The following is a 21,326-nucleotide window of genomic DNA, read 5'->3' as shown; positions in this document are numbered from 1 at the left end:
GAACTTCACCAGTCCTCGAACACGGATCCCGTCACATGCGCAGTGTCTATCCTGTGGGAATGGCACTCCACGACCGTCGCGAACGCTGGCTCGCGAACGCCCGCTCCGTGCACTCGACCACGGATCAAATGCTGACGGGCGGCCTACCCGTCGACCGCGACGCACGGATAAACATGGCCACTATCGTAGGAACGCTCCAAGGCGTGTTCGCGGACCAGATCGAAGCTCTCGACGGCGATGCGCCCGCGGGACACATCGCGCTAGCCATCGCTCCGCTGGCGGCGGCTCTGCACAAGTTCGATTCACTGGGCAAACCTAACCTCCCTAAAACGAACGGTGAGCTGCGCGACGCATTGGATGAGCTACGAGCTGCCGCTGGATCGGTTGCGACAACCCTGGATGGGGACCCCTCCCTACGCGTGCAAACGGTCGACGAAGTGATCGCCGAATTCGCCGAGAGCTACCGGGTCGCGCTGCTGCTCACACTGACCGCGTGCCACGCGCTGTCGACGAAAATCGTTGAGTGGCGTGAATCAAAGGACAACGGCAAGGCCGTCGGTGACCACCTGAATGTGCCGACAATGAAGCTGCAGAGCACAAATACTGATGGTGCAGTTCCCATGTCGATGTTATCGAGCCTGATGACCGCTCCCCCTTCCATCATGACACCCGGAAACGAAGCCGCCGCTTTTGCTGAGATGTTCAGCGGTGGCACACCTCCACCCCTGTACCGGATGGCATATGGCCAATGGTTCGGCACCATCGCTGCGATGTGGGAAGACGTGTATCGGGAAAGACTTGCGACCGCACACGGAACTGACGCCGAAGGCCACGGTTGGGACAGGAACGATGTGAAGTCGGAGTTCTTCTACGAGCTCTCTCAAATCCGGCACGACTTCGCGCACAAAGACGGCTTGTGTGTGGAAAGCGCCGGAAACTCCATTCTGAAGTGGGGAGTCGCCGGGCAACCGCTCGCACCCACCCCGCGCCAGATGATGTCTTTGCTCGACCTATTTCCGACCGAGGAGCTAAGCAAAACCCCGGTACGGACGCCACGCACTTCCGAACGATTGCCGTTCAATTTCCCGTCCGAGTGGGTTGCGAAGGTCAGAAAAAGGGTTACCGAAATCGAAGAGGTCAAGCGCCTTCGACCCGATGTCCTCAAGCGCGTCATCGACAGATGGCTGGACGAGATTGTTTAAAGCATTGAGGCACCTGCCAATTCCATTGGCAGGTGCCCGATAGTCGGACCGCCGACCTCGATGCCTTCACAGGCGACCACGTCCATCGCGGTCACGCAATCAACGAACAATTCCACCCAGACCTTGAGACACCCCTTCTCGCACCTTCGTCGGGGGTTCTGCCTCAGCGCGACCTGCCTGGTGTTGGCGCGCCTTCAACCTCATCCGCGCCACGAAGCACTTTGCGAGACGAGAGCACTTCGCAGAAATACTCCGGACACGTGTCCAACGGACTAGTGAAGCCAGGATTGAGAACGGTTGTCCGCCCGAGTGCGCTGGCTGACGGTTCCCACCACGCCGACGACGGCAATCAAACCGACGATGAGGGTGATCCAGGCTTGTGCTGGCACCTGCCAGGTTCCTTCCAGGTGGGGCCGAGACATCGTGGGTGGACCTTGCCGAGTGGTTGGCCTTAGATCGCCGGATACCCACACTCTCCCCCGTGGGTATGAAAACTGTCGCCCGACCCACCGACACGAAATCGACCTACCAGCTCGAGCACCTCTGAGGTTCGAGAGACCGCTACGCGAGATTCTTGGATAGATGGATCGTCTGCATGACAGGGGTGGCGGACGGTCGTTACTTTGACTTAGGATTTACCAGTGCGGCTTCCGGTAAAGGTTTCGGACGCCGCCACATCGCTTCTCACTCAGGAGGGCCCGATGGACACTGTTTTCTGGACACCGCGTTTCGCTGCTGTGTACTTCCTCGCGGCTCTCGCGGCGTTCATCTTGTTCACTGCGATCGGCTCGAACATGGCGATAGTTGCACCATTGATTCTGACCCTGATCGGACTGGGTATCGCGGTGTTGATTCGACACGGCAGGACCCGCCGATGAAGCGCACTCAACGCTGTGTCCCCACCGGCGGCTTGACGGCCGTCACCGGGCAGTGCGCCTCGAGCAGAACGCGCTGAGAGATGCTGCCCATGAACAGCTTTCCGACGGGTGATCGACGCCTGATGCCGATGACGACCAGTTGCGTCTGCTCCTCGAACGACAGGTCGATCAGATTGTCGGCATGCGAGCGGCCCGCTTCGTTGTCGTGAATTTTCGTCGCCACCCCGATGGCCGACGCCTCCTCACGGGCGGATTCGACGGCCGCACCGAAGTCGGCGTCGGATGCACTGCTGTCCTCGGCGACGACGATCAAGTCCGTCCCGCGCATGCTTGCCTCGCGAAAAGCGAAGGGCAGCGCGCCTTTTCCCTCGGTGGTCGGCGAGTAGCCGACGACGACGGTCATCGCGTCACCGGCGTGACGAGGGTGCCGTCGGCAAGAAAGCGATCGAGGTTCTCGAGCGTGAGCGCTTCCATCGCGGCCCGCGTCTCCACCGTTGCGCTGCCCACGTGCGGCAGCAGCACCGCGCTGTCCATGGCCACCAGGGCGTCGGGCACGTTCGGTTCGTGGGCGAACACGTCCAGGCCGGCTCCGGCGAGCTTCCCCGCAGCGAGCAACTCGATGAGGGCCTCCTCGTCGACGACGCTCCCGCGGGCCACGTTGATCAAGTACCCCTGCGGTCCCAGAGCTTCGAGCACTGCGCGGTCCACCAGATGCGCAGTCCCCGAACCGCCGGATGCGGCGATGATCAGTACGTCGACGTTCTCGGCGAGCGCTGTCGGGCTGGCAGCGTAAACGTAGGGCGAACCGTCTATCTCGTTGCGATTGTGGTACGAGATCTCGCAGCGAAAACCGTTGAGCCGATCGGCAATTGCCGAGCCGATGCGACCCAGTCCGATTATTCCGACGCGCTTTCCGGTGACCTGACGCGTCAGTGGCGTGTTGCCCTCGGTGGGCCAGCGGCCGGCGCGCACGAATCGCTCGGCCGAGGACAGGCCGCGCACGGTGTCGATCACCAGACCGACGGCGAGGTCGGCCACACAGTCCGTCAACACGTCGGGGGTGTTGCTGACGACGACGCCGCGTTCGGCTGCCGCGTCGACGTCGGTGGTGTCGTAGCCGACGCCGAAGTTCACAACGGCTCCGAGCTGCGGCAACCGTTCCATCAACGCAGCATCGACGCCGGTGCGGCCGGAGGTGACCACCGCAGAGATCGACGCACCGTGCTCGGACAGGAACTCGTCGCGATCGTCGCCCTCGGGCAGTTCCAGCGCGTCGTACTCGGTAACCAGGGTGTCCATCAACGACGGCTTCAGCGGTCCCACTCGGAGAACTCGACCGCCTCGTTGCGAATCGGATTGAGACACAGAGGTTTTCTGCGAGCTGACGGTGACCATGGTTCTCCTCGCGAGATGGTGGAGCGTGCACGTTTCCTGTACGGTATGCCGCCCTTCGAATACCTGTCCAACACGGAAATAACATGGACCGATACCCAAACGGCATGAACGACGCGTCGCCGATGCAGCCCTGTCGGGGTCGACATGCATCTTGCCTGGTCAGTCCAGCAATGCTGTGACTCGGACCGCAGCGGAGCCGCCACTGTGACCCACAGAACTGGTCGAAAAGTCGATTTCGTCCGGTTGACGGTGGATACGGCCCGCTCATACCGTGTGTCTACCGTCACAGATTCGGCTGCGACTTGCAGACGCGGATCCTTTTTCCCACTGGAGGCCACCATGAGCCCTGCACTCTTCGTGCAGCAGGGACGGACCCACCGCGTCGCCGCAATAGTCGTTGGCGCGCTGTCACTTTCACTTGTCGCGAGCGGCTGCACCGTCGCCAACTCCAACAACGGCGGAGCCGCCCGCGCAGATACTCTTCGCATCGTTCTGCCGCAGGAGCCGCCGACCCTCGAAGCCTGCGACGTCTCGCTCACGTCGGTGGGTGTGGTGACGCGCTCGAACATCACCGAGCCGCTCATGGAACGCAACCCCAGCACCGGCGATCTCGAGCCCAAGCTCGCCGATTCGTGGGAGCAGACCTCCGACACCGAATGGACGTTCACCATCCACCCCGGCGTGACGTTCAGCGACGGCAGTCCCTTCGAGGCCGAGGACGCCGCGTTCTCGATCGATCGCACCGTCAATTCCGAACTGGGCTGCAACGTCGAGGGGTACGTGTTCGGCGACGCGAACCTGGTGGTCACCGCAGTCGACCCGATGACGCTGACCGTGCAGTCGCCCGAGCCCGATCCCATTCTGCCGCTTCGGCTCTCGTTCGTGGAGATGGTGCCCCGCACCTCGAGCTACACCGAGCGAGTACGCGAGCCGATCGGAACGGGACCGTTCGCGATCGAGCGCTGGGATTACGGCCAGAAGCTCTCGCTGGTGCGCAACGAAACCTACTGGGGCCCGAAGCCCGAGTACGCCAGGGCCGAGTACCAGTGGCGCAGCGAGGGCAGCGTTCGCGCCTCGATGGTCACCAACGGTGAGGCCGAGATCGCCACCTCGGTCGGACCGGAGGACGGTGCAGGCGATCTGGGAGTCGCGTACCCCAACAACGAAACCACGGCGCTGCGCATCCAGGCCATGCAACCGCCCCTGGACGACATGCGCGTACGCCAGGCGATCAACTACGCCATCAATCGCGAGGGCATCGTCAAGGCACTGTTCCGTGGACTCGGCTCCCCTGCAGAACAATTGATCTCCGAGGGCGTCGTCGGCTTCAACGAGGACTTGACACCGTGGCCCTACGACATGGACCAGGCCCGCACACTGATCGACGAGGCCCGGGCCGATGGCGTACCCGTCGATACCGAGATCCGCCTGATCGGACGCACCGGGCAGTTCCCGAAGATCAACGAGACGGTGGAGGTCATCCAGAACTCACTGTCCAAGATCGGCATGAACGTCACGATCGAAATGATGGACGCCGCAGGCACCGCCGAGTACCAGGAGCGGCCGTTCCCCGACGTCGGCCCGTATCTGCTGGTGATTCAGCACGGCAATCAAGCCGGCGACTCCGCGTTCACCGTCGATCAGTACTTCACCAGTGACGGATTCCAGAGTGCCTACGGCACAGCTGAATTCGACCGGAAGATCGCTGCCGCGGGGGCTCTCACCGGCGAGGACAGGCAGGCCGCCTACGCGCAGGTATTCGCCGACGAACCGAAGGACATCATGCAGATGGCCTACATCGCGCACATGAACGGGGTGCTCGCCAAGGCATCCTCGGTCGATTACACCCCCAACTCGGCCACGGTCGACGAAATGCATCTCGCCGCCATGACCCGCGCCGACACCGAGAGGCCCTGACATGTTCAGATTCCTGCGCCGACGGATCTACACCAGCCTGATCCCGCTGTTCGTCGTTCTGCTGGGCGTGTTCTTCCTCGCTCGGCTCACCGGCGACCCCACCAGCCTGTACCTGCCCGAGTCTGCAACCCAGGCGCAACGCGAGGCGTTCCGCGCCACCAACGGCTTCGACCAGCCGGTCCTGACGCAACTGATGGACTACTTCAGGGGCGTCGTTCAACTGGACTTCGGGCAGTCGCTGCGCACCGGCGAGGACGCAGCAGCAATGGCTTTGCGGGCCTTCCCTGCAACATTGCAGTTGGCGTTCGCGACGATGTTCCTCGCCATCCTGGGTGCTGTGGTCATCGGGTGCTGGGCTGCCTACCGACCGAATTCGCTGGCCGATCGCATCTCGAGCCTGCTGTCGATGACGGCCGCGTCCATCCCCGATTTCTGGTTCGCCATCATGGGCGTCTACGTCTTCGCCATCCTGTTCGGCTGGCTGCCCACCTCGGGCGTGGACAGCGGAATGCTCTCCTGGGTGCTGCCGATCGCCACCCTGCTCATTCGCCCTCTCGGCGTACTGACACAGGTGGTTCGCGGCGCGATGGTCTCGGCTCTGTCGGCACCGTACGTCCGGCTCGCGAGAAGCAAAGGGGCAGGCGATCTTCGAGTCGTCACCCACCACGCTCTACGCAACGCCGCTGCACCGGCGCTCACGGTTGCCGGCGACCTGATGGTCGGGCTCGTCAACGGCGCGGTGGTCGTCGAGGCCATCTTCGGCTGGCCCGGCATCGGAAAGTTGATGATCGACGCCATCCTGCAGAGAGATTTCGCTGTTCTGCAGGCGGCCGTGTTGTTGACCGCGGTGAGCATATTCGTGCTCAACATCGTCATCGATGCCTGCTACGCACTGCTCGACGCCCGGGTTCGCGACAAGGTGAAGGTCTAGGTAAGAACATGTCACTCGACTTCGAAGCACCGAAAACATCCGAGCCCGAGGATGTTCCGCCGTCGGTTCCGGTGGAAGCCCGCAAGGCGTCGGCTCCGCTGTGGAAGCTGCTGCTGCGAGACAGGGTCGCCACCGTCGCCGCCGCGATCTTGGTACTGGTCTTCCTCACCGCGATCTTCGGCCCGATGCTCGTCGGCGACGCTGCCACCGATCAGGATCTGGACCGCTCGAATCTGCCGCCGTTCACCCTCGACACCGGGTGGATGAACATCCTCGGCACGGATCCGCTGGGACGCAGCATGCTGGCCCGGCTGATCGTGGCCAGCAGAACCACACTCTCGGTGGCCATTCCGGCCGTGATCCTCTCGGCGATCATCGGCTCGTTCATCGGCATGTGGGCCGGCTTCCATCGCGGTTGGCGTGAGACCGCGGCCATGCGCGTCGCCGACGTGATCCTCAGCTTCCCGTCGCTGCTGATGGCCGTCGTGGTGCTCTACGTCTTCTCGCCCAGTGCCGCGAACATCGTTCTGGTCCTCACTGTTACGCGCATTCCGATCTACCTACGTACCGCCCGCGCCGAGTCCGCCGAACTGCAGAGTCGGTTGTTCGTCGACGCCGCCCGCACCTTCGGTGCGAAGAGCGGATCGGTGATCAGACGGCATGTGGCCCCGATTCTGCTGCCGACCCTGCTCACCGTCGCGACCCTGGACTTCTGCTTCGTAATTCTCGCCGAATCGTCACTGAGCTTCCTGGGCATCGGCATTCAGCCGCCCGACGTCTCGTGGGGACTGATGGTCTCGCAGGGCCGCACCTACCTGCAGACCGCCTGGTGGCTCTCGTTCTTCCCCGGTCTGGCCATCGTGCTGACGACCGTCTCGGCCACCGTGCTCGCTGCCTGGGCCCGCATCGCCACCGATCCGGCGCAGCGGTGGCGGCTCAACGTTCCCCGCTCCAAGCGGTCTCGCCTGATCCCCGCACGAAAGGTCGTCTCATGAGCGCACCGGCAACCGCACCCCAGCGACCCGACACCGGCAGCGTCGCCCTCGACGTTCGCGGACTGACCGTCGATCTGCGGACTCCGTCGGGCGTCATTCGCGCCGTCGACAACGTCACCTTCACCGCCCGACGCGGTGAAACCCTGGCTCTGCTCGGTGAATCCGGCTGCGGCAAGTCCATGACGGCACAGGCCATCGTCGGATTGCTCGAGCCGATCGCCGACATCACCGGCGGCTCGGTGGAAATGGGTGAGGTGGACCTGGTCACCGCCAAGACCAAAGTGCGGCGCACCATTGCCGCCACAGAACTGGCCATCGTCTTCCAGGACGCCCTGACAGCCCTCAATCCCGTCTACACCGTCGGAACCCAACTGGCCGAACCATTTCGGATTCACCGGGGTATGTCCGCCAAACAAGCACGCGCGGAAGCCATCGCGCTGATGACCCGGGTCGGTATCCCGGAACCGGAGTCGCGAGCCGACTCGTACCCACACCAGTTCTCCGGCGGTATGCGCCAACGTCTGCTGATCGCCATGGCCGTGGCACTGAGTCCGTCGGTACTGCTGGCCGACGAACCCACCACCGCGCTCGACGTGACGGTCCAGGCCCAGATCATGGCTCTGCTCAAGGAATTACGTACCGAACACGACATGGCCGTCGTGCTGATCACCCACGACCTCGCGCTGGTCGCCGAGGAGGCCGATCGGGTCGCCATCATGTATGCGGGCAACGTGGTGGAGACCGGACCGGTGTCCGAGGTGTTCAGTGAACCGCGCCATCCATACACAAAGGGACTGCTCGACTCGGTGCCCGTCCACGCCGTCCGCGGTGAGGATCTCAAGTCGATCGGCGGCACGCCACCGGACCTGCATTCCATTCCCGACGGGTGTGTGTACCAGGCCCGCTGCCCCCTGGCCCGCGACATCTGCATCAGTGCTCGCCCGCCGCTCGAATCCGTCGGTACCGGCCGAATGTCGGCCTGCCACTTCCCGAACGAGGTAACCAGCCATGTCTGAGCAACTGTTGACCGTGCGCGGTCTGAACAAGACCTTCGACGTCGGCCGCGGCAAGCTCCGTGCCCTCGACGCCATCGACCTGGATCTGCGACGCGGTGAGACCCTGGGGCTGGTGGGCGAATCCGGTTGCGGCAAATCCACTCTCGCGCGCACCCTGATGATGCTCGAACGACCCGACTCGGGCACGGTCGCCTTCGACGGCATCGATCCGTTCGCGCTGCGCGGCAAGGAACTCCTCGCGTGGCGTCGACGCGTGCAGATGGTGTTCCAGGACCCGTACGGTTCCCTGAACTCACGCATGACGGCAGGCGATATCATCGGCGAGCCGTGGCGAACCCACAAGGGCCTGTACAAGACTCGCCGCGATCGCTCGGCACGGGTCCGCGAACTGCTGCACCTGGTGGGCCTGCGCCCGAGCGACGAGAACCGCTTCCCGCAGGAGTTCTCCGGTGGTCAACGCCAACGCCTCGGCATCGCGCGGGCGCTCGCGCTGAACCCCGACGTGATCATCTGCGACGAGCCGGTCTCTGCACTCGATCTCTCGGTACAGGCGCAGGTGCTCAACCTGCTCAACGATCTGCAGAAGCAACTCGGCATCTCCTACGTGTTCATCTCGCACGATCTGTCGGTGGTGCGACACGTCGCCGACCGTGTTGCGGTGATGTACCTGGGACGCATCGTCGAATCCGGAGCCACCGAGGCAGTATTCGATCGGCCCGCCCACCCCTACACCGCGGCGTTGATGTCGGCCGCACCCACTCTCGACGCGTCGAACCGCGGGACGAAGATCCTGCTGAAGGGCGAGGTACCGTCGCCGCTGAATCCGCCGTCGGGATGCCGTTTCCGCACGCGCTGCTGGAAGGCGACCGACCTGTGTGCCAGTGAGGCACCCCCGGTGGCGCTCGACGCGGACGAGGCCGATCACATCGCCGAATGTCACTATCCCCTCGTCGCAGGCAATCTCGGCCTCGTCGCCGCCGGGACGTGATGGCGACACACCTGAGCGTCACCGGATTCTTCGTCGTCGCCCTGGCCATCTTCTTCGCATCGGCGATGCAGGCGTCCATCGGATTCGGGATGGGCATGCTCGCCGCGCCCATCGTGGCGATCGTGGACCCCGGCCTGATCCCGGCGACGCTCATCATGCTGGCCGTGGTCGTCAGTGTGCTCGTTCTGATTCGTGATCGCACTGCCCTGAACCTCTCGGGTGCAGGGTGGGCGCTGGCCGGTCGGCTACCCGGTTCGGTGGTGGGCGCACTACTGCTCGTGCTGTTGCCCGAGCGCGGACTGGCCATCCTGCTCGCGCTGGTGGTGCTGGGCGGCGTCGCACTGACATCCTTCGGTTGGGTCCCGTTGCCGCACAGACGAAATCTGGTGGTAGCCGGGGCCGCGTCGGGAATTCTGGGAACGGCCACCTCGATCGGCGGACCCCCGATGGCACTGGTGTGGCAACGCAACACCGGAGCCGAACTGCGCAGCACCATGAGTTGCTTCTTTCTCGTCGGCTCGATCATCTCGCTGGCGGTACTCGCGGTCGCCGGCGCGGTGGATGCCCATACCGCCACGCTGTTCGTGTTCCTGGCCCCGGCGACCGTTCTCGGATTTTTGCTATCCCGTCTCGTCAACCGCGTGCTCGACCGTCGACGCCTGCGCATCGTCGCGATCAGCGTCTCCGCCGTCGGCGCGCTCGTGCTCGTTGTCCAGCAGGTGTCGGCGCTCGCCTAACTCACGAAATAGTGAGTTGAATCGCCATCTCGTGTCGGAACGCGTCGATCGGGTAGTCGGTGTCGATGACTACGAACAACACCCGCGCATTGATCGTCGGTGCCACCGGCATCTCCGGACAAGCCTTGTGCCGCGTTGCTCTCGACGCAGGCTGGGACACGTACGGACTCAGCCGTAGTGGCAGCACTCCGGTCGACGGCGTCATCGGTGTGGCCGCCGATCTGCTCGACCCGGCCTCGCTCGAGGAGGCGCTGAACGACGTCCGCCCCGAGGTCGTGTTCTTCACCGCATGGATGAAGAAGGACTCCGAGCAGGAGAACATCGAGGTCAACTCGGCGACGCTACGCAACGTGCTGAACGTGCTCGGCCCCCTCGACTCGGTGAAGCACGTCGCGCTGATGACCGGACTCAAGCACTACCTCGGGCCGTTCGATGCCTACGGCGAGGCAGTGATGGCCGAGACGCCGTTCCACGAGACCGAGGATCGCCTCGACACTCCCAACTTCTACTACGCGCAGGAAGACGAATTGTTCGCCGGTGCCGAGAAGTTCGGATTCGGATGGAGCGTGCACCGCGCGCACACCATCTCCGGATTCGCGGTCGGCAACGCGATGAACATGATGTTGACGCTGTCCGTGTACGCAGCAATCTGCAAGGAGCTCGGCGAGAAGTTCGTCTTCCCCGGTTCCGAGACACAGTGGAACGGCCTCACCGACCTCACCGACGCGGACCTGCTCGCCGAGCAGATGGTGTGGGCCGCAACCGACGACAACGCACACAACGAGGCGTTCAACATCGCCAACGGTGACGTCTTCCGCTGGCGCTGGCTGTGGCCGCAGTTCGCCGCGCACTTCGGCGTCGAGCCCGAGGGCTACGACAGCGAACCGCGTCCACTCGAACCCCGCATGTCCAACGCGGCCGCAACGTGGAAGCGCATCGCCGAGAAGCACGATCTGGTCGAACGCGACGTCTCACGCCTCGCGTCGTGGTGGCACACCGACGGCGACCTCGGTCGCGACATGGAATGCCTGACCGACATGAACAAGTCGAAGAAGGCCGGATTCCTGGGCTTCCGATCCACCCCGGACGCCATTGCCTCGGTGATCCAGCGCTACCGAGACGCGCGCCTGATTCCTTGAGCGGCTGCGCCGCACGTGCACGGAAACTCGTAGCCTGCTACGAGTTTCCGCTCACCTGCGCGTAGCGCTCCCGCACCGCCGGGGTCGGGTCGGCCTCGTATGTCTTCGACTTTGCCTGCGCCCAGGTCGGCGGCTCGCTGGTCCCGGCCAGTGTCCACGCCGCCTGGCGCGCGGCACCGTCGGCGACGTATTCACCCGGCTCGGGCACGATCACCGGAACGCCGAGAATGGCCGGGGCCAACTCGCGCAATGCCGCAGACTTCGCACCGCCGCCGATGAGCAGCACCCGCTTCGTCTCGACCCCCTGCGAACGCAGATGGTCGATACCGTCGGCCAAACCGCACAGCAGTCCCTCGACGGCCGCTCGCGCGAGGTGGCCCGGCGTCGAATTGTTCAGTCGCAGACCATGAATCGCACCGGATGCATCGGGACGATTGGGAGTGCGCTCGCCCTCGAAGTACGGCACCATCACCACACCGTCGCTCGTCGTCGACAGCGCCAACCGCGACAACTCGTCGTGATCGACGCCCAGCATCCGCGCTGTCGCATCGAGCACCCGGGCCGCGTTGAGGGTGCACACCAACGGCAACTGCCGGCCGGTGGCGTCGGCGAATCCCGCGACCAGACCCGAACCGTCTGCGGCCGCAACCGAGGTCACGGCAGATACGACACCCGACGTGCCGATCGAGACCACCACATCGCCGGGCTGAGCGTCGAGGGCGAGGGCTGCCGCGGCGTTGTCTCCGGTACCCGGGCCGATCAGTGCCCCGCTGCGAGTGCGGCCGATGGTCTCGTTGGGTGCGGCCACGCGGGGCAGCAGTGGGTTACGACCCCGAAAACCGAACTGCAGCAGATCCGTTCGATATTCGTCAGTGGCCGCGGAGAAGTATCCGGTGCCACTGGCGTCGCCTCGATCGGTGGCCAGAGCGTCGAGCCCTGATGCCCCGCCGAGCTGCCAGCTCAGCCAATCGTGCGGAAGGCACACCGCCGCAGTGCGATCGGCGTTCTCGGGCTCGTGGTCGGCGAGCCATCGCAACTTGGCGACGGTGATCGAAGCCAACGGAACCACTCCGACGGCGTCGGCCCAGGCCTGCCCGCCGTCGGTGCCTTCTTTTTCGCCCAACTCGGACACCAGGTCCGTCGCGGCCTGCGCCGATCGAGTGTCGTTCCACAGCAGGGCTTTACGGACCACGGATCCGTTGTCGTCGAGACAGACCATGCCGTGCTGCTGCGCGCCCACCGACACCGCGTCCACGTCGTCGAGTCCGCCTGCGGCAGCGATCGCCTCGTCGAGCGCATCTTTCCATCGCTGCGGGTCGATCTCGGTACCGTCGGGATGGGCGGCTCGCCCCTGGCGGACCAACTCCCCCGACTCGGCGTCACGAACGAAGACTTTGCACGATTGGGTGGAGGAGTCGATGCCGGCAACGAGAGCCACGGTGAGCGGGTCCTTTCCTACGCAAGTGTGATCTACGACCCTACCCGCGAGGCGCGGTTGCCTCGGTCACCAACGTGCGCGCGTAGGCGATGGCCTGCGGCGTGGTCTCGAAAACACGGCGCGCTTCGTCGTCCTTGGTGGTGAACACGCCCAGCGCCGTCAGCGGACGCAGGTGTTCGGGTTTGGCTGCGGAGATGAGGACGGTGATGCGGCGATGTTCGAGTTCGGTGATCGTGTCCTTGAGGACCAGAGCTCCGGTGGCATCGATGGTGGTCACTCGCGACATGCGCAGGATCACCACTTTCACGTCCGACACGTCGGCGAGCTCGAGCAGAAAGCTGTGCGCAGCTCCGAAGAACAGTGCACCGTCGATGCGGTAGGCGACGATGTGCTCACGCAGCAGACCTTCTTCTTCCTTCGAGACCGCGTCGAGTGCATCGAGCGGTACCTGCTCGACCGTGGCCGAACGCGCGACGGCGCGCAGTGCCAGCACCGCAGCGAACCCGACGCCGACCGCCACGGCCGTCACCAGATCGAACAGAACCGTGACGAGAAAGGTCGACGCCATCACCACGGTGTCGCCGCGACCGGCGCGGGAAATTGCTCGGATGGAGGCTGTTTCGACCATGCGCACGGTCGTCGCCAAGAGAACCCCGGCCAGAGCCGCGAGGGGAATGTCGGCCACCAAGCCCGCGGCGGAATACATGATGGCGGCGAGGATCACCGCGTGGGTGAGCGCGGCGAGCCTGGTGCGCGCTCCGGACCGAACGTTGACGGCAGTACGGGCGATGGCACCGGTGGCGGGAATACCGCCGAACAACGGCGCGGCGATATTGGCGAGTCCCTGCCCGAACAGTTCGCGATCGGGATTGTGCCGCGCGCCGACGCCCATCGAGTCTGCCGCGGTCGCGGACAGCAGCGATTCCAGTGCAGCCAGCGCAGCGACGGCGAACGCCGGTGCCAACAACGCCGTCACGTCACCGAGGTGGAAGAAGCTCAGGCTCGGGGCGGACAACGACGACGGAATGGTGCCGATGCGGGCGATGTCGAGGTCGAACAACTGAGTGACCACCGTTGCTCCGGCGACCGCAACAAGGGAGAACGGGATTTTCGGAGCCAAGCGGCCGCCGACCAGCATGACGATCGCGACCGTGACGGCCACGGTGGGCGTCAGAACGCTCGCATTCGAGACGAACGAGCGCACCGCGTCGAACGCGGACTGCCAGACCTTCTCGCCCTCGGCGTCGGTGATACCCAGGGCCGACGGAACCTGTTGCAGCGCAATGACGACGGCGATGCCTGCGGTGAACCCCTCGATGACGGGTGCCGGCATGTACCGGACGGCTCGTCCGACGCCTGCACCGGCGAGCGCCAGCAGAATGATTCCGGCCATCAGCCCGACGGCGAGCACTCCGGTCGGCCCGTACTCGGCGACGATCGGCACGAGCACCACCGTCATGGCGCCGGTCGGCCCGGACACCTGAAATCTGGATCCACCGAACACCGCGGCGACGACTCCCGCGATGATCGCCGTGGTCAGACCCGCTGCCGCACCCAGCCCGGTGCTGACGCCGAAGCCGAGCGCCAGAGGCAACGCGACCAGGGCCACGATCAGACCGGCCAGCAGATCCGCACCGGGTGCGCGGAAGGCCGGTTTCCACTCGCTCCACCTGGGCAGCAGCGCGGTCACAGCCCTGACGGCGTCGGTCGTGCGGGAAGGTTTCGTCGGTTCGGACATGTGACGCTTTCTGAGAACTCATCGATCCTGATCTAGCTACTTGCTAAGTTTAGCAAGTAATAAATCAAGTGAACAGGGACGTGAGCCAGACCATCCCGGGCCGTCGAGTCAGGTACGTGCTCCGGACTCGCCGTCCAGCAGCTCGGCCTGGTTGGCCACCACTCCCGTGAGTATTTCCCGCGCGACGACCAACAGGTCGGCCACCTTCGGCGACGTCAACGTGTAGGACACCGACAGGCCTTCCCGAGTGCCTTCGATGAGACCGGCGCGACGCAGGATGGACAACTGCTGAGACAGATTGGCCGGCTCGATGCCGATCTCCGGAAGCATCTCGGACACGGCATGCTCGCGCTCGCTCAGCAACTCCAGCACGCGAATACGGGCGGGATGCGCCAACGTCTTGAAGAAATCGGCTTTCATTCTGTAGAGCGGCCGGCTCGAATCCGTGGCCATGAAGTCCTCCCGTGGCACCCGCCACCGCGCAGCAGGCTACTTGCGAACACTAGCAATCAACAGACCGAAGTGGACGACCTCCCTGCCCGTCCCGAAACTCGGCTACCTTCACTCCCATGCGCGGAGACCCCGAAGAATCCACCGACTTCAGGCTCACCGTGGCCACGGCGGCCCTCGACCTGTTCTCCGTCAAGGGCTACGAGTCGACGACGGTGGACGACATCGCCGGTGCCGCAGGCATCTCGCGTCGGACATTCTTTCGTCAGTTCCGCGCCAAGGAAGACGTCGTCTTCGCCGATCACGAAATACTGCTCGAGCAGGCCGGCGCGTTCCTGGAAGCGAACGAGGGCGATCCCTGGCGGGCCGTGTGCGATGCCGCGCAGCTGGTGTACGAGCGGTTCTCCGACTGGCAGGACATGTCGCGCCTGCGCTACCAGGTGGTGCACAAGATCCCCGCACTGCGCGATCGAGAAATCGTCACCGTGTTCCGCTACGACAGACTCTTCGTCGACTATCTGCAGCGCGTTCTGCCCGATCACCCTCACCTCGAGATCCTGCAGTTCTCGGCCACGGTGACCGCGACGCACAACTACATCCTTCGTCGGATGATCCGCGACGGCCTCCCTACGTCCGTGGAGGATCTGCGTTCGGCACTCGCGCAAGTGCGCGCGCAGTTCTTCGGTGAGATCGTCGTCGCGTCGTTCCCCCGGGGCACGTCCGTCAGCAAAGTCGTCGACGCGTTGGCCGATCACACAAGCACCTGAGCCACCCGACGCGATGGCACTGAGTGCCGGATGCCGGAGACCCGGTCTTGAACAGGTCCGAATTCGGACGTACACTGGGGCAATCCTTGGCACTGAGTGCCCTCCGTGGGCAGTGCCACCCCCGACACACCGAGGAGCGTGGCCGACATGGCCGGAAATCCCGACTTCGATCTGTACCAATCGCCCGACGAGCACAACGAACTGCGCGCAGCCATTCGGGCGCTCTCGGAGAAGGAGATCGCTCCGTACGCCAAAGAGGTCGACGAGGACTCCCGCTTCCCCGAGGAAGCACTCAAAGCGCTCAACGCTTCCGGCTTCAACGCCATTCACGTTCCCGAGGAATACGACGGCCAGGGTGCCGATTCCGTCGCTGCCTGCATCGTCATCGAAGAGGTCGCACGCGTCTGCGGCTCGTCCTCGCTGATCCCCGCGGTCAACAAGCTCGGCACGATGGGCCTGATCCTCAAGGGCTCCGAGGAACTCAAGAAGCAGGTCCTGCCGTCCCTCGCCGGTGGCGCGATGGCGTCGTACGCCTTGTCCGAGCGCGAAGCGGGATCCGACGCGGCGAGCATGCGCACCCGCGCCAAGGCCGATGGAGACGACTGGATCCTCAACGGCTCCAAGTGTTGGATCACCAACGGCGGCAAGTCCGATTGGTACACCGTCATGGCCGTGACCGATCCCGACAAGGGCGCCAACGGCATTTCCTCGTTCATCGTGCACAAGGACGACGAGGGATTCGTCGTCGGCCCCAAGGAGAAGAAGCTCGGCATCAAGGGTTCGCCCACCGCCGAGCTCTACTTCGAGAACTGCAAGATTCCCGGCGATCGCATCATCGGCGAGCCCGGTACCGGCTTCAAGACCGCGCTGGAAACACTCGACCACACGCGCCCCACCATCGGCGCACAGGCCGTCGGCCTGGCACAGGGTGCCCTCGACGCGGCCATCGCATACACCAAGGACCGCAAGCAGTTCGGCACCTCGATCTCGAGCTTCCAGGCAGTGCAGTTCATGCTCGCCGACATGGCGATGAAGGTCGAAGCCGCCCGCCTGATGGTCTACAGCTCCGCAGCCCGCGCCGAGCGCGGCGAGAAGAACCTCGGGTTCATCTCCGCGGCTGCCAAGTGCTTCGCCTCGGACGTGGCCATGGAGGTCACCACCGACGCCGTGCAGCTCTTCGGCGGTGCCGGCTACACCACCGACTTCCCGGTCGAGCGCATGATGCGCGACGCCAAGATCACCCAGATCTACGAGGGCACCAACCAGATTCAGCGTGTCGTCATGTCGCGGGCGCTGCTCAAATGAGCGACATCAACCTGGTAGGTGTCATCGGCGGCGGCACCATGGGTGCTGGCATCGCCGAAATGTGTGCTCGCTCCGGCAGTTCCGTACTGATCCTGGAGACGAGCCAGGCGACGGCCGACGCCGCAGAGGCCCGCCTCGACAAGTCCTTCGCTCGTGCCGTGAAGTCCGGTCGCATCGAAGCCGACGCGGCCGAGAAGGCCCGTGCTGCAATCGCGTTGACGCTCGATATCAACGACTTCGCGGACCGCGATCTCGTGGTGGAGGCAGCACCGGAGATCGAGTCGCTCAAGCTGGACCTGTTCGGCAAGCTCGATTCCATCGTCAAGCCCGAGGGAATCCTGGCCACGAACACCTCGTCGATCCCGGTCATCAAGATGGCCAACGCGACCAAGCGTCCCGACAAGGTCGTCGGCGTGCACTTCTTCAACCCGGTGCCGGTACTGCCGTTGGTGGAGATTGTCGTCAGCCTGCTCACCAGCGAGGAAACCGTCGCAGCGGTGACGGACTACGCCGGAAACACGCTGGGCAAGAAGACGATTCGCGCCGGGGATCGCGCCGGATTCATCGTCAACGCACTGCTCATCCCGTACATGGTCTCGGCCATCCGCATGCTCGAGTCCGGCTTCGCCAGCGCCGAGGACATCGACGAGGGCATGGTCAACGGTTGCGCACACCCCATGGGCCCGTTGCGTCTGACCGACACCGTCGGCCTCGACGTCACCCTCGCGGTCGCCGAGTCGCTGTACGCCGAGTTCCGCGAACCACACTACGCCCCGCCGCCGCTGCTGCAGCGCATGGTGGACGCCGGAATGCTGGGTCGCAAAACCGGTAAGGGTTTCTACTCGTATTCGTAGTAGTCCCCCGCCCGCTTCTGCGTGAATGGTCCATTCACCCCCGTCAGGGCCGGTGAATGGACCATTCACGTCTTCGAAAGGCGCACACTGGAGTCGTTCCACAACTCTGGGAGGCTTCATGAACATCGATCTCGACGGCCGCACCGCTTTGATTTCCGGCTCCAGTCAGGGCATCGGATTGGCGATTGCCACCGAATTGGCCCGCGCCGGTGCGCGCGTGGTCCTCAACGGCCGCAGCGAGTCGGCGCTGGATTCAGCCGAGGAACAGTTGCTGACGGCAGTGCCCGGTGCGCGGGTGATCGTCGTCGCTGCCGATCTCGCGACGGCCGACGGAGTCGAGACGTTGCTCGCGAAGGTGCCGGTGGTCGACATTCTGGTGAACAACCTCGGCATCTTCGGAGCCAAACCCGCTCTCGACATCGACGACGACGAATGGCGACGCTATTTCGAGGTGAACGTGCTCTCGGCAATCCGGCTGATCCGCACGTATCTGCCGGCGATGACCGAGGCGGGCTGGGGCCGAATCCAGAATATCTGCAGCGATTCCGCGGTCGTGATTCCCGAGGAGATGATCCACTACGGAATGACGAAGACCGCACTGCTCGCAGTGACCCGCGGATTTGCGAAAGCTGCTGCAGGAAGCGGAGTTACGGTCAATTCCGTGATCGTGGGCCCCACCCACACCGAGGGCGTCGAGAAGTTCGTCGGCGAGCTCGTCGGCGACGACCTCCCCTGGGACGAGGCGCAGGCGCAATTCATGAAGGAGCACAGGCCACAATCGCTCATCGGACGTTTGATCGAGCCGAGGGAAATCGGCAACATGATCGTCTACCTGAGCTCCGAGCAGGCCTCTGCGACCACCGGTGGCGCTCTACGCGTCGACGGCGGCTATGTCGACGCGATTCTGCCCTGAGTTATTCGTGGCGCCGGTCCGGTCGGTCACAGTTTGTGGCCGACCGCTTCGGGGCATGCGTGAGATACACGGAATCAAGCAGAGGTTCTTCACGCATTTCACCGTATTCGGAGACGATTCCACAGTGAGCGATCAGTACACCTTCACCAACCCCGTCACGCAGTACCGCCAGGACGGCTTCCCGGAGCAGCACCAGGATCCGCCCGGCCTGGCCGCAGATCTTCAGCCCCTCGCCGACCACGGTGAGCAGACGTACCGCGGATCCGGACGCCTCACCGGCCGCAAGGCCTTGATCACCGGTGCCGATTCCGGAATCGGACGAGCAGCAGCGATTGCCATCGCACGCGAGGGTGCCGACGTGGTTCTCAATTACCTACCGGCAGAAGAGAAGGACGCGCAGGAGGTTGCGCAGTTGATCCGCGACGCCGGCCGCACCGCAGTCCTGGCACCGGCAGATCTCACCGACGAGCAGGCCGCGCGCGGCATCGTGCGCACTGCCGTCGACGAGCTCGGTGGCCTCGACCTGCTGATCAACGTCGCAGGTAAGCAGCAGTTCGTCGAAGATCTGGCCGACCTGACGTCCGAACAATTCGATCAGACGTTCAAAACCAACGTCTACGCACTGTTCTGGATCATCCAGGAAGCGGTGCCGCACATGCCTGCCGGCTCCACCATCGTCAACACCAGCTCGATCCAGGCATACACACCGTCACCCGGACTGGTGGACTACGCGACCACGAAGATGGCCATCAACACCATCAGCAAGGCCCTCGCACAGCAGTTGGCGCCGAAGGGAATCCGCGTCAATGTCGTTACGCCGGGACCGTTCTGGACACCGCTGCAGGCAGCCGGCGGCCAGCCGACCTCGGCACTGCCGGAGTTCGGCAAGGAAACACCGCTCGGACGCGCTGGGCAGCCCGCCGAGATCGCCGGCGCGTACGTCTATCTGTCGTCGGCCGAATCGGGCTACGTCACCGGCGACACACTGAACGTCAACGTGGTATGCCGACGCCGTAGGTCGTCATCCGTTCGGCGTGAATGGACCGTTCACACCCGTCTGGGCTCGTGAATGGTCCATTCACGCGTTCAGGAGAGGTCAGTCCTTGGGCCCACCGGCGGCGTAGACGACCTGGCCCGAGATGAAGCCGGCACCCTCGCTGACGAAGAACGACGCCAGGTGCGCGATGTCATCGGGATGTCCGACGCGATTGACCGGAATCTGCGACGCAGCAGCAGCTTTGAAGTCCTCGAACGGCATGCCGACGCGTTCTGCGGTGGCTGCCGTCATCTCGGTCTCGATGAATCCAGGGGCGATGGCGTTGGCGGTGACGCCGAACTTGCCGAGCTCGATGGCGAGGGTCTTGGTGAAGCCCTGCATGCCGGCCTTGGCTGCGGAGTAGTTGGCCTGTCCGCGGTTGCCGAGAGCAGACGTACTCGACAGGTTGACGATGCGTCCCCACTTGGCGTCGATCATGTGCTTCTGAACCGCGCGGGTCATCAGGAACGATCCGCGCAGGTGGACGCCGAGAACGGAATCCCAGTCCTGCACCGTCATCTTGAACAGCAGATTGTCGCGAGTGATGCCCGCGTTGTTGATCAGTACGGTCGGCGCACCGAATTCGCTGGCAATGCGATCGACGGCGGTCTGCACCGATTCCTCGTCGGCAACGTTGGCACCGATGGCCACTGCCTGCCCGCCTGCCGACTGAATCGCGCCGACGGTGTCGCTGCACGCGGCCTCGTCGAGGTCGACCACGGCAACTCCGAAACCGTCCTTGGCCAGCCGCTTGGCTACCGCAGCACCGATTCCCCGTGCACTACCGGTGACAATGGCCGTCTTGATCTGATCACTCACGAATATCTCCCTTACGACGCCGAACTCGATAACTGTCCTCTGTTTCTATCAACACCGACAATGCGATCAGTACGCAGCCACCGCTCCGTCGAGTGCCTTCTGCATTCCCTCTGCCACCACCCGGGTGATGTCGATCGGCTTCTCCGGCAAATCGGTGATGGGCGTGTCGATGTAGACGCTGGCCTGCTTCACCTTCGGCGCACCGGGACCGTAGCTCAGACCGATACAGATCAGCACCGGCTCGACCCCGAGCTTGCGCGCGCGCATCGCGATGTGGCCGATGCCGCTGCCGACGTGCTGCACCGTCGTCGGATCCTCGAGATTGCAGGTTCCCTCGGGGAACACCGCAAGATCGTCGCCTCGCTTCATCCGCTCGGCACTGACGTCCATCATGCGGCTGCCCGCGGCGCTGACGGCCCGCATGCCGTGATTCTTGCCGCGGAAGACCGGGATACCGCCCATCATGTCGATTCGCTTGCGCTGCTTGGGTTCCTGGAACAGCTCGTCCTTGGCCAGCACCCGAGTGCGACCGATGACCGGACGCAGCGGCGACGCCCATGCCGCCGCTGCGAGGGTGTACGGATCGTTCTCGGTCAGATGATTGACCGCGATGAGCAGACGCGTGTTGTCGTAGACGAGACGACGCAACTCCTCACGGGCACCGTCGGGATACGACACCCGCGGGCGAAATCGCCTGGCCAGGGTGGCATAAGCCAACCTCGCGACCTGACGATTCTGCTGATGACGCAGATAGAAGTCGTACACGGTCACATCGTTTTCGAGAATTACCGCAGGCCGATCCATGAGC

The 21,326-nt window shown here is 64.2% G+C and carries 20 protein-coding genes and 1 pseudogene; 14 read left to right on the top strand and 7 right to left on the bottom strand.

The window, feature by feature from the left end; translation table 11 throughout:
• Positions 1-59 precede the first annotated feature (59 nt).
• The gene (locus R4P47_RS19680) at positions 60-1,202 is read left to right on the top strand and encodes a hypothetical protein (RefSeq protein WP_287454789.1); all 1,143 of its coding nucleotides are present in this window, start codon (positions 60-62) and stop codon (positions 1,200-1,202) included.
• 701 nt (positions 1,203-1,903) lie between these two features.
• A complete protein-coding gene (locus tag R4P47_RS19675) occupies positions 1,904-2,080 on the top strand; it encodes a hypothetical protein (protein WP_188078738.1) in 177 nt (58 codons plus the stop codon).
• 7 nt (positions 2,081-2,087) lie between these two features.
• On the opposite strand, the gene R4P47_RS19670 is transcribed toward R4P47_RS19675, so the two are convergent.
• Positions 2,088-2,483 carry a universal stress protein gene (locus tag R4P47_RS19670; RefSeq protein WP_269595172.1) on the bottom strand — a complete coding sequence of 132 codons (396 nt, stop codon included), beginning with the start codon at positions 2,481-2,483 and terminating at the stop codon, positions 2,088-2,090.
• The gene (locus R4P47_RS19665; protein ID WP_269595173.1) at positions 2,480-3,475 is read right to left on the bottom strand and encodes a 2-hydroxyacid dehydrogenase; all 996 of its coding nucleotides are present in this window, start codon (positions 3,473-3,475) and stop codon (positions 2,480-2,482) included. The genes R4P47_RS19670 and R4P47_RS19665 overlap by 4 nt, the downstream gene beginning before the upstream one ends.
• Positions 3,476-3,814: 339 nt before the next feature.
• Here R4P47_RS19665 and R4P47_RS19660 point away from each other — a divergent pair, with 339 nt between their 5' ends.
• The 7 genes from R4P47_RS19660 to R4P47_RS19630 all read left to right on the top strand — a co-directional run bounded on the left by R4P47_RS19660 (position 3,815) and on the right by R4P47_RS19630 (position 11,198).
• Positions 3,815-5,392 carry an ABC transporter substrate-binding protein gene (locus R4P47_RS19660; RefSeq protein WP_269595174.1) on the top strand — a complete coding sequence of 526 codons (1,578 nt, stop codon included), beginning with the start codon at positions 3,815-3,817 and terminating at the stop codon, positions 5,390-5,392.
• 1 nt (position 5,393) lies between these two features.
• On the top strand, positions 5,394-6,323 hold the full coding sequence (locus R4P47_RS19655) for an ABC transporter permease (protein ID WP_269595175.1): 930 nt from the start codon (positions 5,394-5,396) through the stop codon (positions 6,321-6,323).
• 8 nt (positions 6,324-6,331) lie between these two features.
• Positions 6,332-7,318 carry an ABC transporter permease gene (locus tag R4P47_RS19650; RefSeq protein WP_269595176.1) on the top strand — a complete coding sequence of 329 codons (987 nt, stop codon included), beginning with the start codon at positions 6,332-6,334 and terminating at the stop codon, positions 7,316-7,318.
• Positions 7,315-8,334, top strand: a complete 1,020-nt coding sequence (locus R4P47_RS19645) for an ABC transporter ATP-binding protein (protein ID WP_269595177.1) — start codon at positions 7,315-7,317, stop codon at positions 8,332-8,334. The genes R4P47_RS19650 and R4P47_RS19645 overlap by 4 nt, the downstream gene beginning before the upstream one ends.
• Positions 8,327-9,322: an ABC transporter ATP-binding protein gene (locus tag R4P47_RS19640; protein WP_269595178.1), complete on the top strand. Its 996-nt coding sequence runs from the start codon at positions 8,327-8,329 to the stop codon at positions 9,320-9,322. Before R4P47_RS19645 ends, R4P47_RS19640 begins: the two co-directional genes overlap by 8 nt.
• Positions 9,322-10,059, top strand: coding sequence for a sulfite exporter TauE/SafE family protein (locus tag R4P47_RS19635; RefSeq protein WP_411567356.1), 738 nt, complete (start codon positions 9,322-9,324; stop codon positions 10,057-10,059). Before R4P47_RS19640 ends, R4P47_RS19635 begins: the two co-directional genes overlap by 1 nt.
• 65 nt (positions 10,060-10,124) lie before the next feature.
• Positions 10,125-11,198: an SDR family oxidoreductase gene (locus R4P47_RS19630; RefSeq protein ID WP_317785517.1), complete on the top strand. Its 1,074-nt coding sequence runs from the start codon at positions 10,125-10,127 to the stop codon at positions 11,196-11,198.
• 37 nt (positions 11,199-11,235) lie between these two features.
• Here the strand turns inward: R4P47_RS19630 and xylB are convergent, their stop codons facing one another.
• The 3 genes from xylB to R4P47_RS19615 all read right to left on the bottom strand — a co-directional run bounded on the left by xylB (position 11,236) and on the right by R4P47_RS19615 (position 14,827).
• A complete protein-coding gene (gene xylB / locus R4P47_RS19625; protein WP_317785516.1) occupies positions 11,236-12,636 on the bottom strand; it encodes a xylulokinase in 1,401 nt (466 codons plus the stop codon).
• A gap of 40 nt (positions 12,637-12,676) precedes the next feature.
• Positions 12,677-14,374, bottom strand: coding sequence for a SulP family inorganic anion transporter (locus R4P47_RS19620; RefSeq protein WP_317785515.1), 1,698 nt, complete (start codon positions 14,372-14,374; stop codon positions 12,677-12,679).
• Positions 14,375-14,482: 108 nt separating this feature from the next.
• Complete coding sequence (locus R4P47_RS19615; RefSeq protein ID WP_149406920.1) at positions 14,483-14,827, bottom strand: ArsR/SmtB family transcription factor; 345 nt, start codon at positions 14,825-14,827, stop codon at positions 14,483-14,485.
• A gap of 116 nt (positions 14,828-14,943) precedes the next feature.
• On the opposite strand from R4P47_RS19615, the gene R4P47_RS19610 reads away from it, so the two are divergent.
• From R4P47_RS19610 to R4P47_RS19590, 5 genes and pseudogenes are all read left to right on the top strand, one after another.
• Complete coding sequence (locus R4P47_RS19610; protein ID WP_094640460.1) at positions 14,944-15,591, top strand: TetR family transcriptional regulator; 648 nt, start codon at positions 14,944-14,946, stop codon at positions 15,589-15,591.
• A 147-nt stretch (positions 15,592-15,738) separates the two neighbouring features.
• Positions 15,739-16,896: an acyl-CoA dehydrogenase gene (locus R4P47_RS19605; RefSeq protein ID WP_068048956.1), complete on the top strand. Its 1,158-nt coding sequence runs from the start codon at positions 15,739-15,741 to the stop codon at positions 16,894-16,896.
• Between the two features lie 5 nt (positions 16,897-16,901).
• Entirely contained in the window at positions 16,902-17,750 is an 849-nt protein-coding gene (locus R4P47_RS19600; RefSeq protein WP_269454870.1) for a 3-hydroxybutyryl-CoA dehydrogenase, read from the top strand.
• 118 nt (positions 17,751-17,868) lie between these two features.
• Positions 17,869-18,663: an SDR family NAD(P)-dependent oxidoreductase gene (locus tag R4P47_RS19595; protein WP_149406916.1), complete on the top strand. Its 795-nt coding sequence runs from the start codon at positions 17,869-17,871 to the stop codon at positions 18,661-18,663.
• 55 nt (positions 18,664-18,718) lie between these two features.
• Positions 18,719-19,680: pseudogene (locus tag R4P47_RS19590) on the top strand (SDR family oxidoreductase).
• A 79-nt stretch (positions 19,681-19,759) separates the two neighbouring features.
• On the opposite strand, the gene fabG reads toward R4P47_RS19590, so the two are convergent.
• Together fabG and R4P47_RS19580 are read right to left on the bottom strand one after the other, a co-directional pair.
• The gene (fabG, locus tag R4P47_RS19585; RefSeq protein WP_068048880.1) at positions 19,760-20,518 is read right to left on the bottom strand and encodes a 3-oxoacyl-ACP reductase FabG; all 759 of its coding nucleotides are present in this window, start codon (positions 20,516-20,518) and stop codon (positions 19,760-19,762) included.
• Between the two features lie 66 nt (positions 20,519-20,584).
• Positions 20,585-21,322, bottom strand: coding sequence for a 1-acyl-sn-glycerol-3-phosphate acyltransferase (locus R4P47_RS19580; protein ID WP_317785514.1), 738 nt, complete (start codon positions 21,320-21,322; stop codon positions 20,585-20,587).
• Between the last annotated feature and the right edge of the window lie 4 nt (positions 21,323-21,326).

This window comes from Rhodococcus sp. IEGM 1370 (assembly GCF_033142325.1).
Taxonomy (GTDB): domain Bacteria; phylum Actinomycetota; class Actinomycetes; order Mycobacteriales; family Mycobacteriaceae; genus Rhodococcoides.
The sequence above is the reverse complement of the archived record's forward strand: the minus strand, read 5'-3'. Positions and strand labels throughout refer to the sequence as shown.

Excerpts from the sequence above, each read along its gene's own strand:
- R4P47_RS19680 (WP_287454789.1), top strand. The coding sequence starts at position 60 with ATGGCACTCCACGACCGTCGCGAACGCTGGCTCGCGAACGCCCGCTCC.
- R4P47_RS19675 (WP_188078738.1), top strand. The coding sequence starts at position 1,904 with ATGGACACTGTTTTCTGGACACCGCGTTTCGCTGCTGTGTACTTCCTC.
- R4P47_RS19670 (WP_269595172.1), bottom strand. The coding sequence starts at position 2,483 with ATGACCGTCGTCGTCGGCTACTCGCCGACCACCGAGGGAAAAGGCGCG.
- R4P47_RS19665 (WP_269595173.1), bottom strand. The coding sequence starts at position 3,475 with ATGGTCACCGTCAGCTCGCAGAAAACCTCTGTGTCTCAATCCGATTCG.
- R4P47_RS19660 (WP_269595174.1), top strand. The coding sequence starts at position 3,815 with ATGAGCCCTGCACTCTTCGTGCAGCAGGGACGGACCCACCGCGTCGCC.
- R4P47_RS19655 (WP_269595175.1), top strand. The coding sequence starts at position 5,394 with ATGTTCAGATTCCTGCGCCGACGGATCTACACCAGCCTGATCCCGCTG.
- R4P47_RS19650 (WP_269595176.1), top strand. The coding sequence starts at position 6,332 with ATGTCACTCGACTTCGAAGCACCGAAAACATCCGAGCCCGAGGATGTT.
- R4P47_RS19645 (WP_269595177.1), top strand. The coding sequence starts at position 7,315 with ATGAGCGCACCGGCAACCGCACCCCAGCGACCCGACACCGGCAGCGTC.
- R4P47_RS19640 (WP_269595178.1), top strand. The coding sequence starts at position 8,327 with ATGTCTGAGCAACTGTTGACCGTGCGCGGTCTGAACAAGACCTTCGAC.
- R4P47_RS19635 (WP_411567356.1), top strand. The coding sequence starts at position 9,322 with ATGGCGACACACCTGAGCGTCACCGGATTCTTCGTCGTCGCCCTGGCC.
- R4P47_RS19630 (WP_317785517.1), top strand. The coding sequence starts at position 10,125 with ATGACTACGAACAACACCCGCGCATTGATCGTCGGTGCCACCGGCATC.
- R4P47_RS19620 (WP_317785515.1), bottom strand. The coding sequence starts at position 14,374 with ATGTCCGAACCGACGAAACCTTCCCGCACGACCGACGCCGTCAGGGCT.
- R4P47_RS19615 (WP_149406920.1), bottom strand. The coding sequence starts at position 14,827 with ATGGCCACGGATTCGAGCCGGCCGCTCTACAGAATGAAAGCCGATTTC.
- R4P47_RS19610 (WP_094640460.1), top strand. The coding sequence starts at position 14,944 with ATGCGCGGAGACCCCGAAGAATCCACCGACTTCAGGCTCACCGTGGCC.
- R4P47_RS19605 (WP_068048956.1), top strand. The coding sequence starts at position 15,739 with ATGGCCGGAAATCCCGACTTCGATCTGTACCAATCGCCCGACGAGCAC.
- R4P47_RS19595 (WP_149406916.1), top strand. The coding sequence starts at position 17,869 with ATGAACATCGATCTCGACGGCCGCACCGCTTTGATTTCCGGCTCCAGT.
- R4P47_RS19580 (WP_317785514.1), bottom strand. The coding sequence starts at position 21,322 with ATGGATCGGCCTGCGGTAATTCTCGAAAACGATGTGACCGTGTACGAC.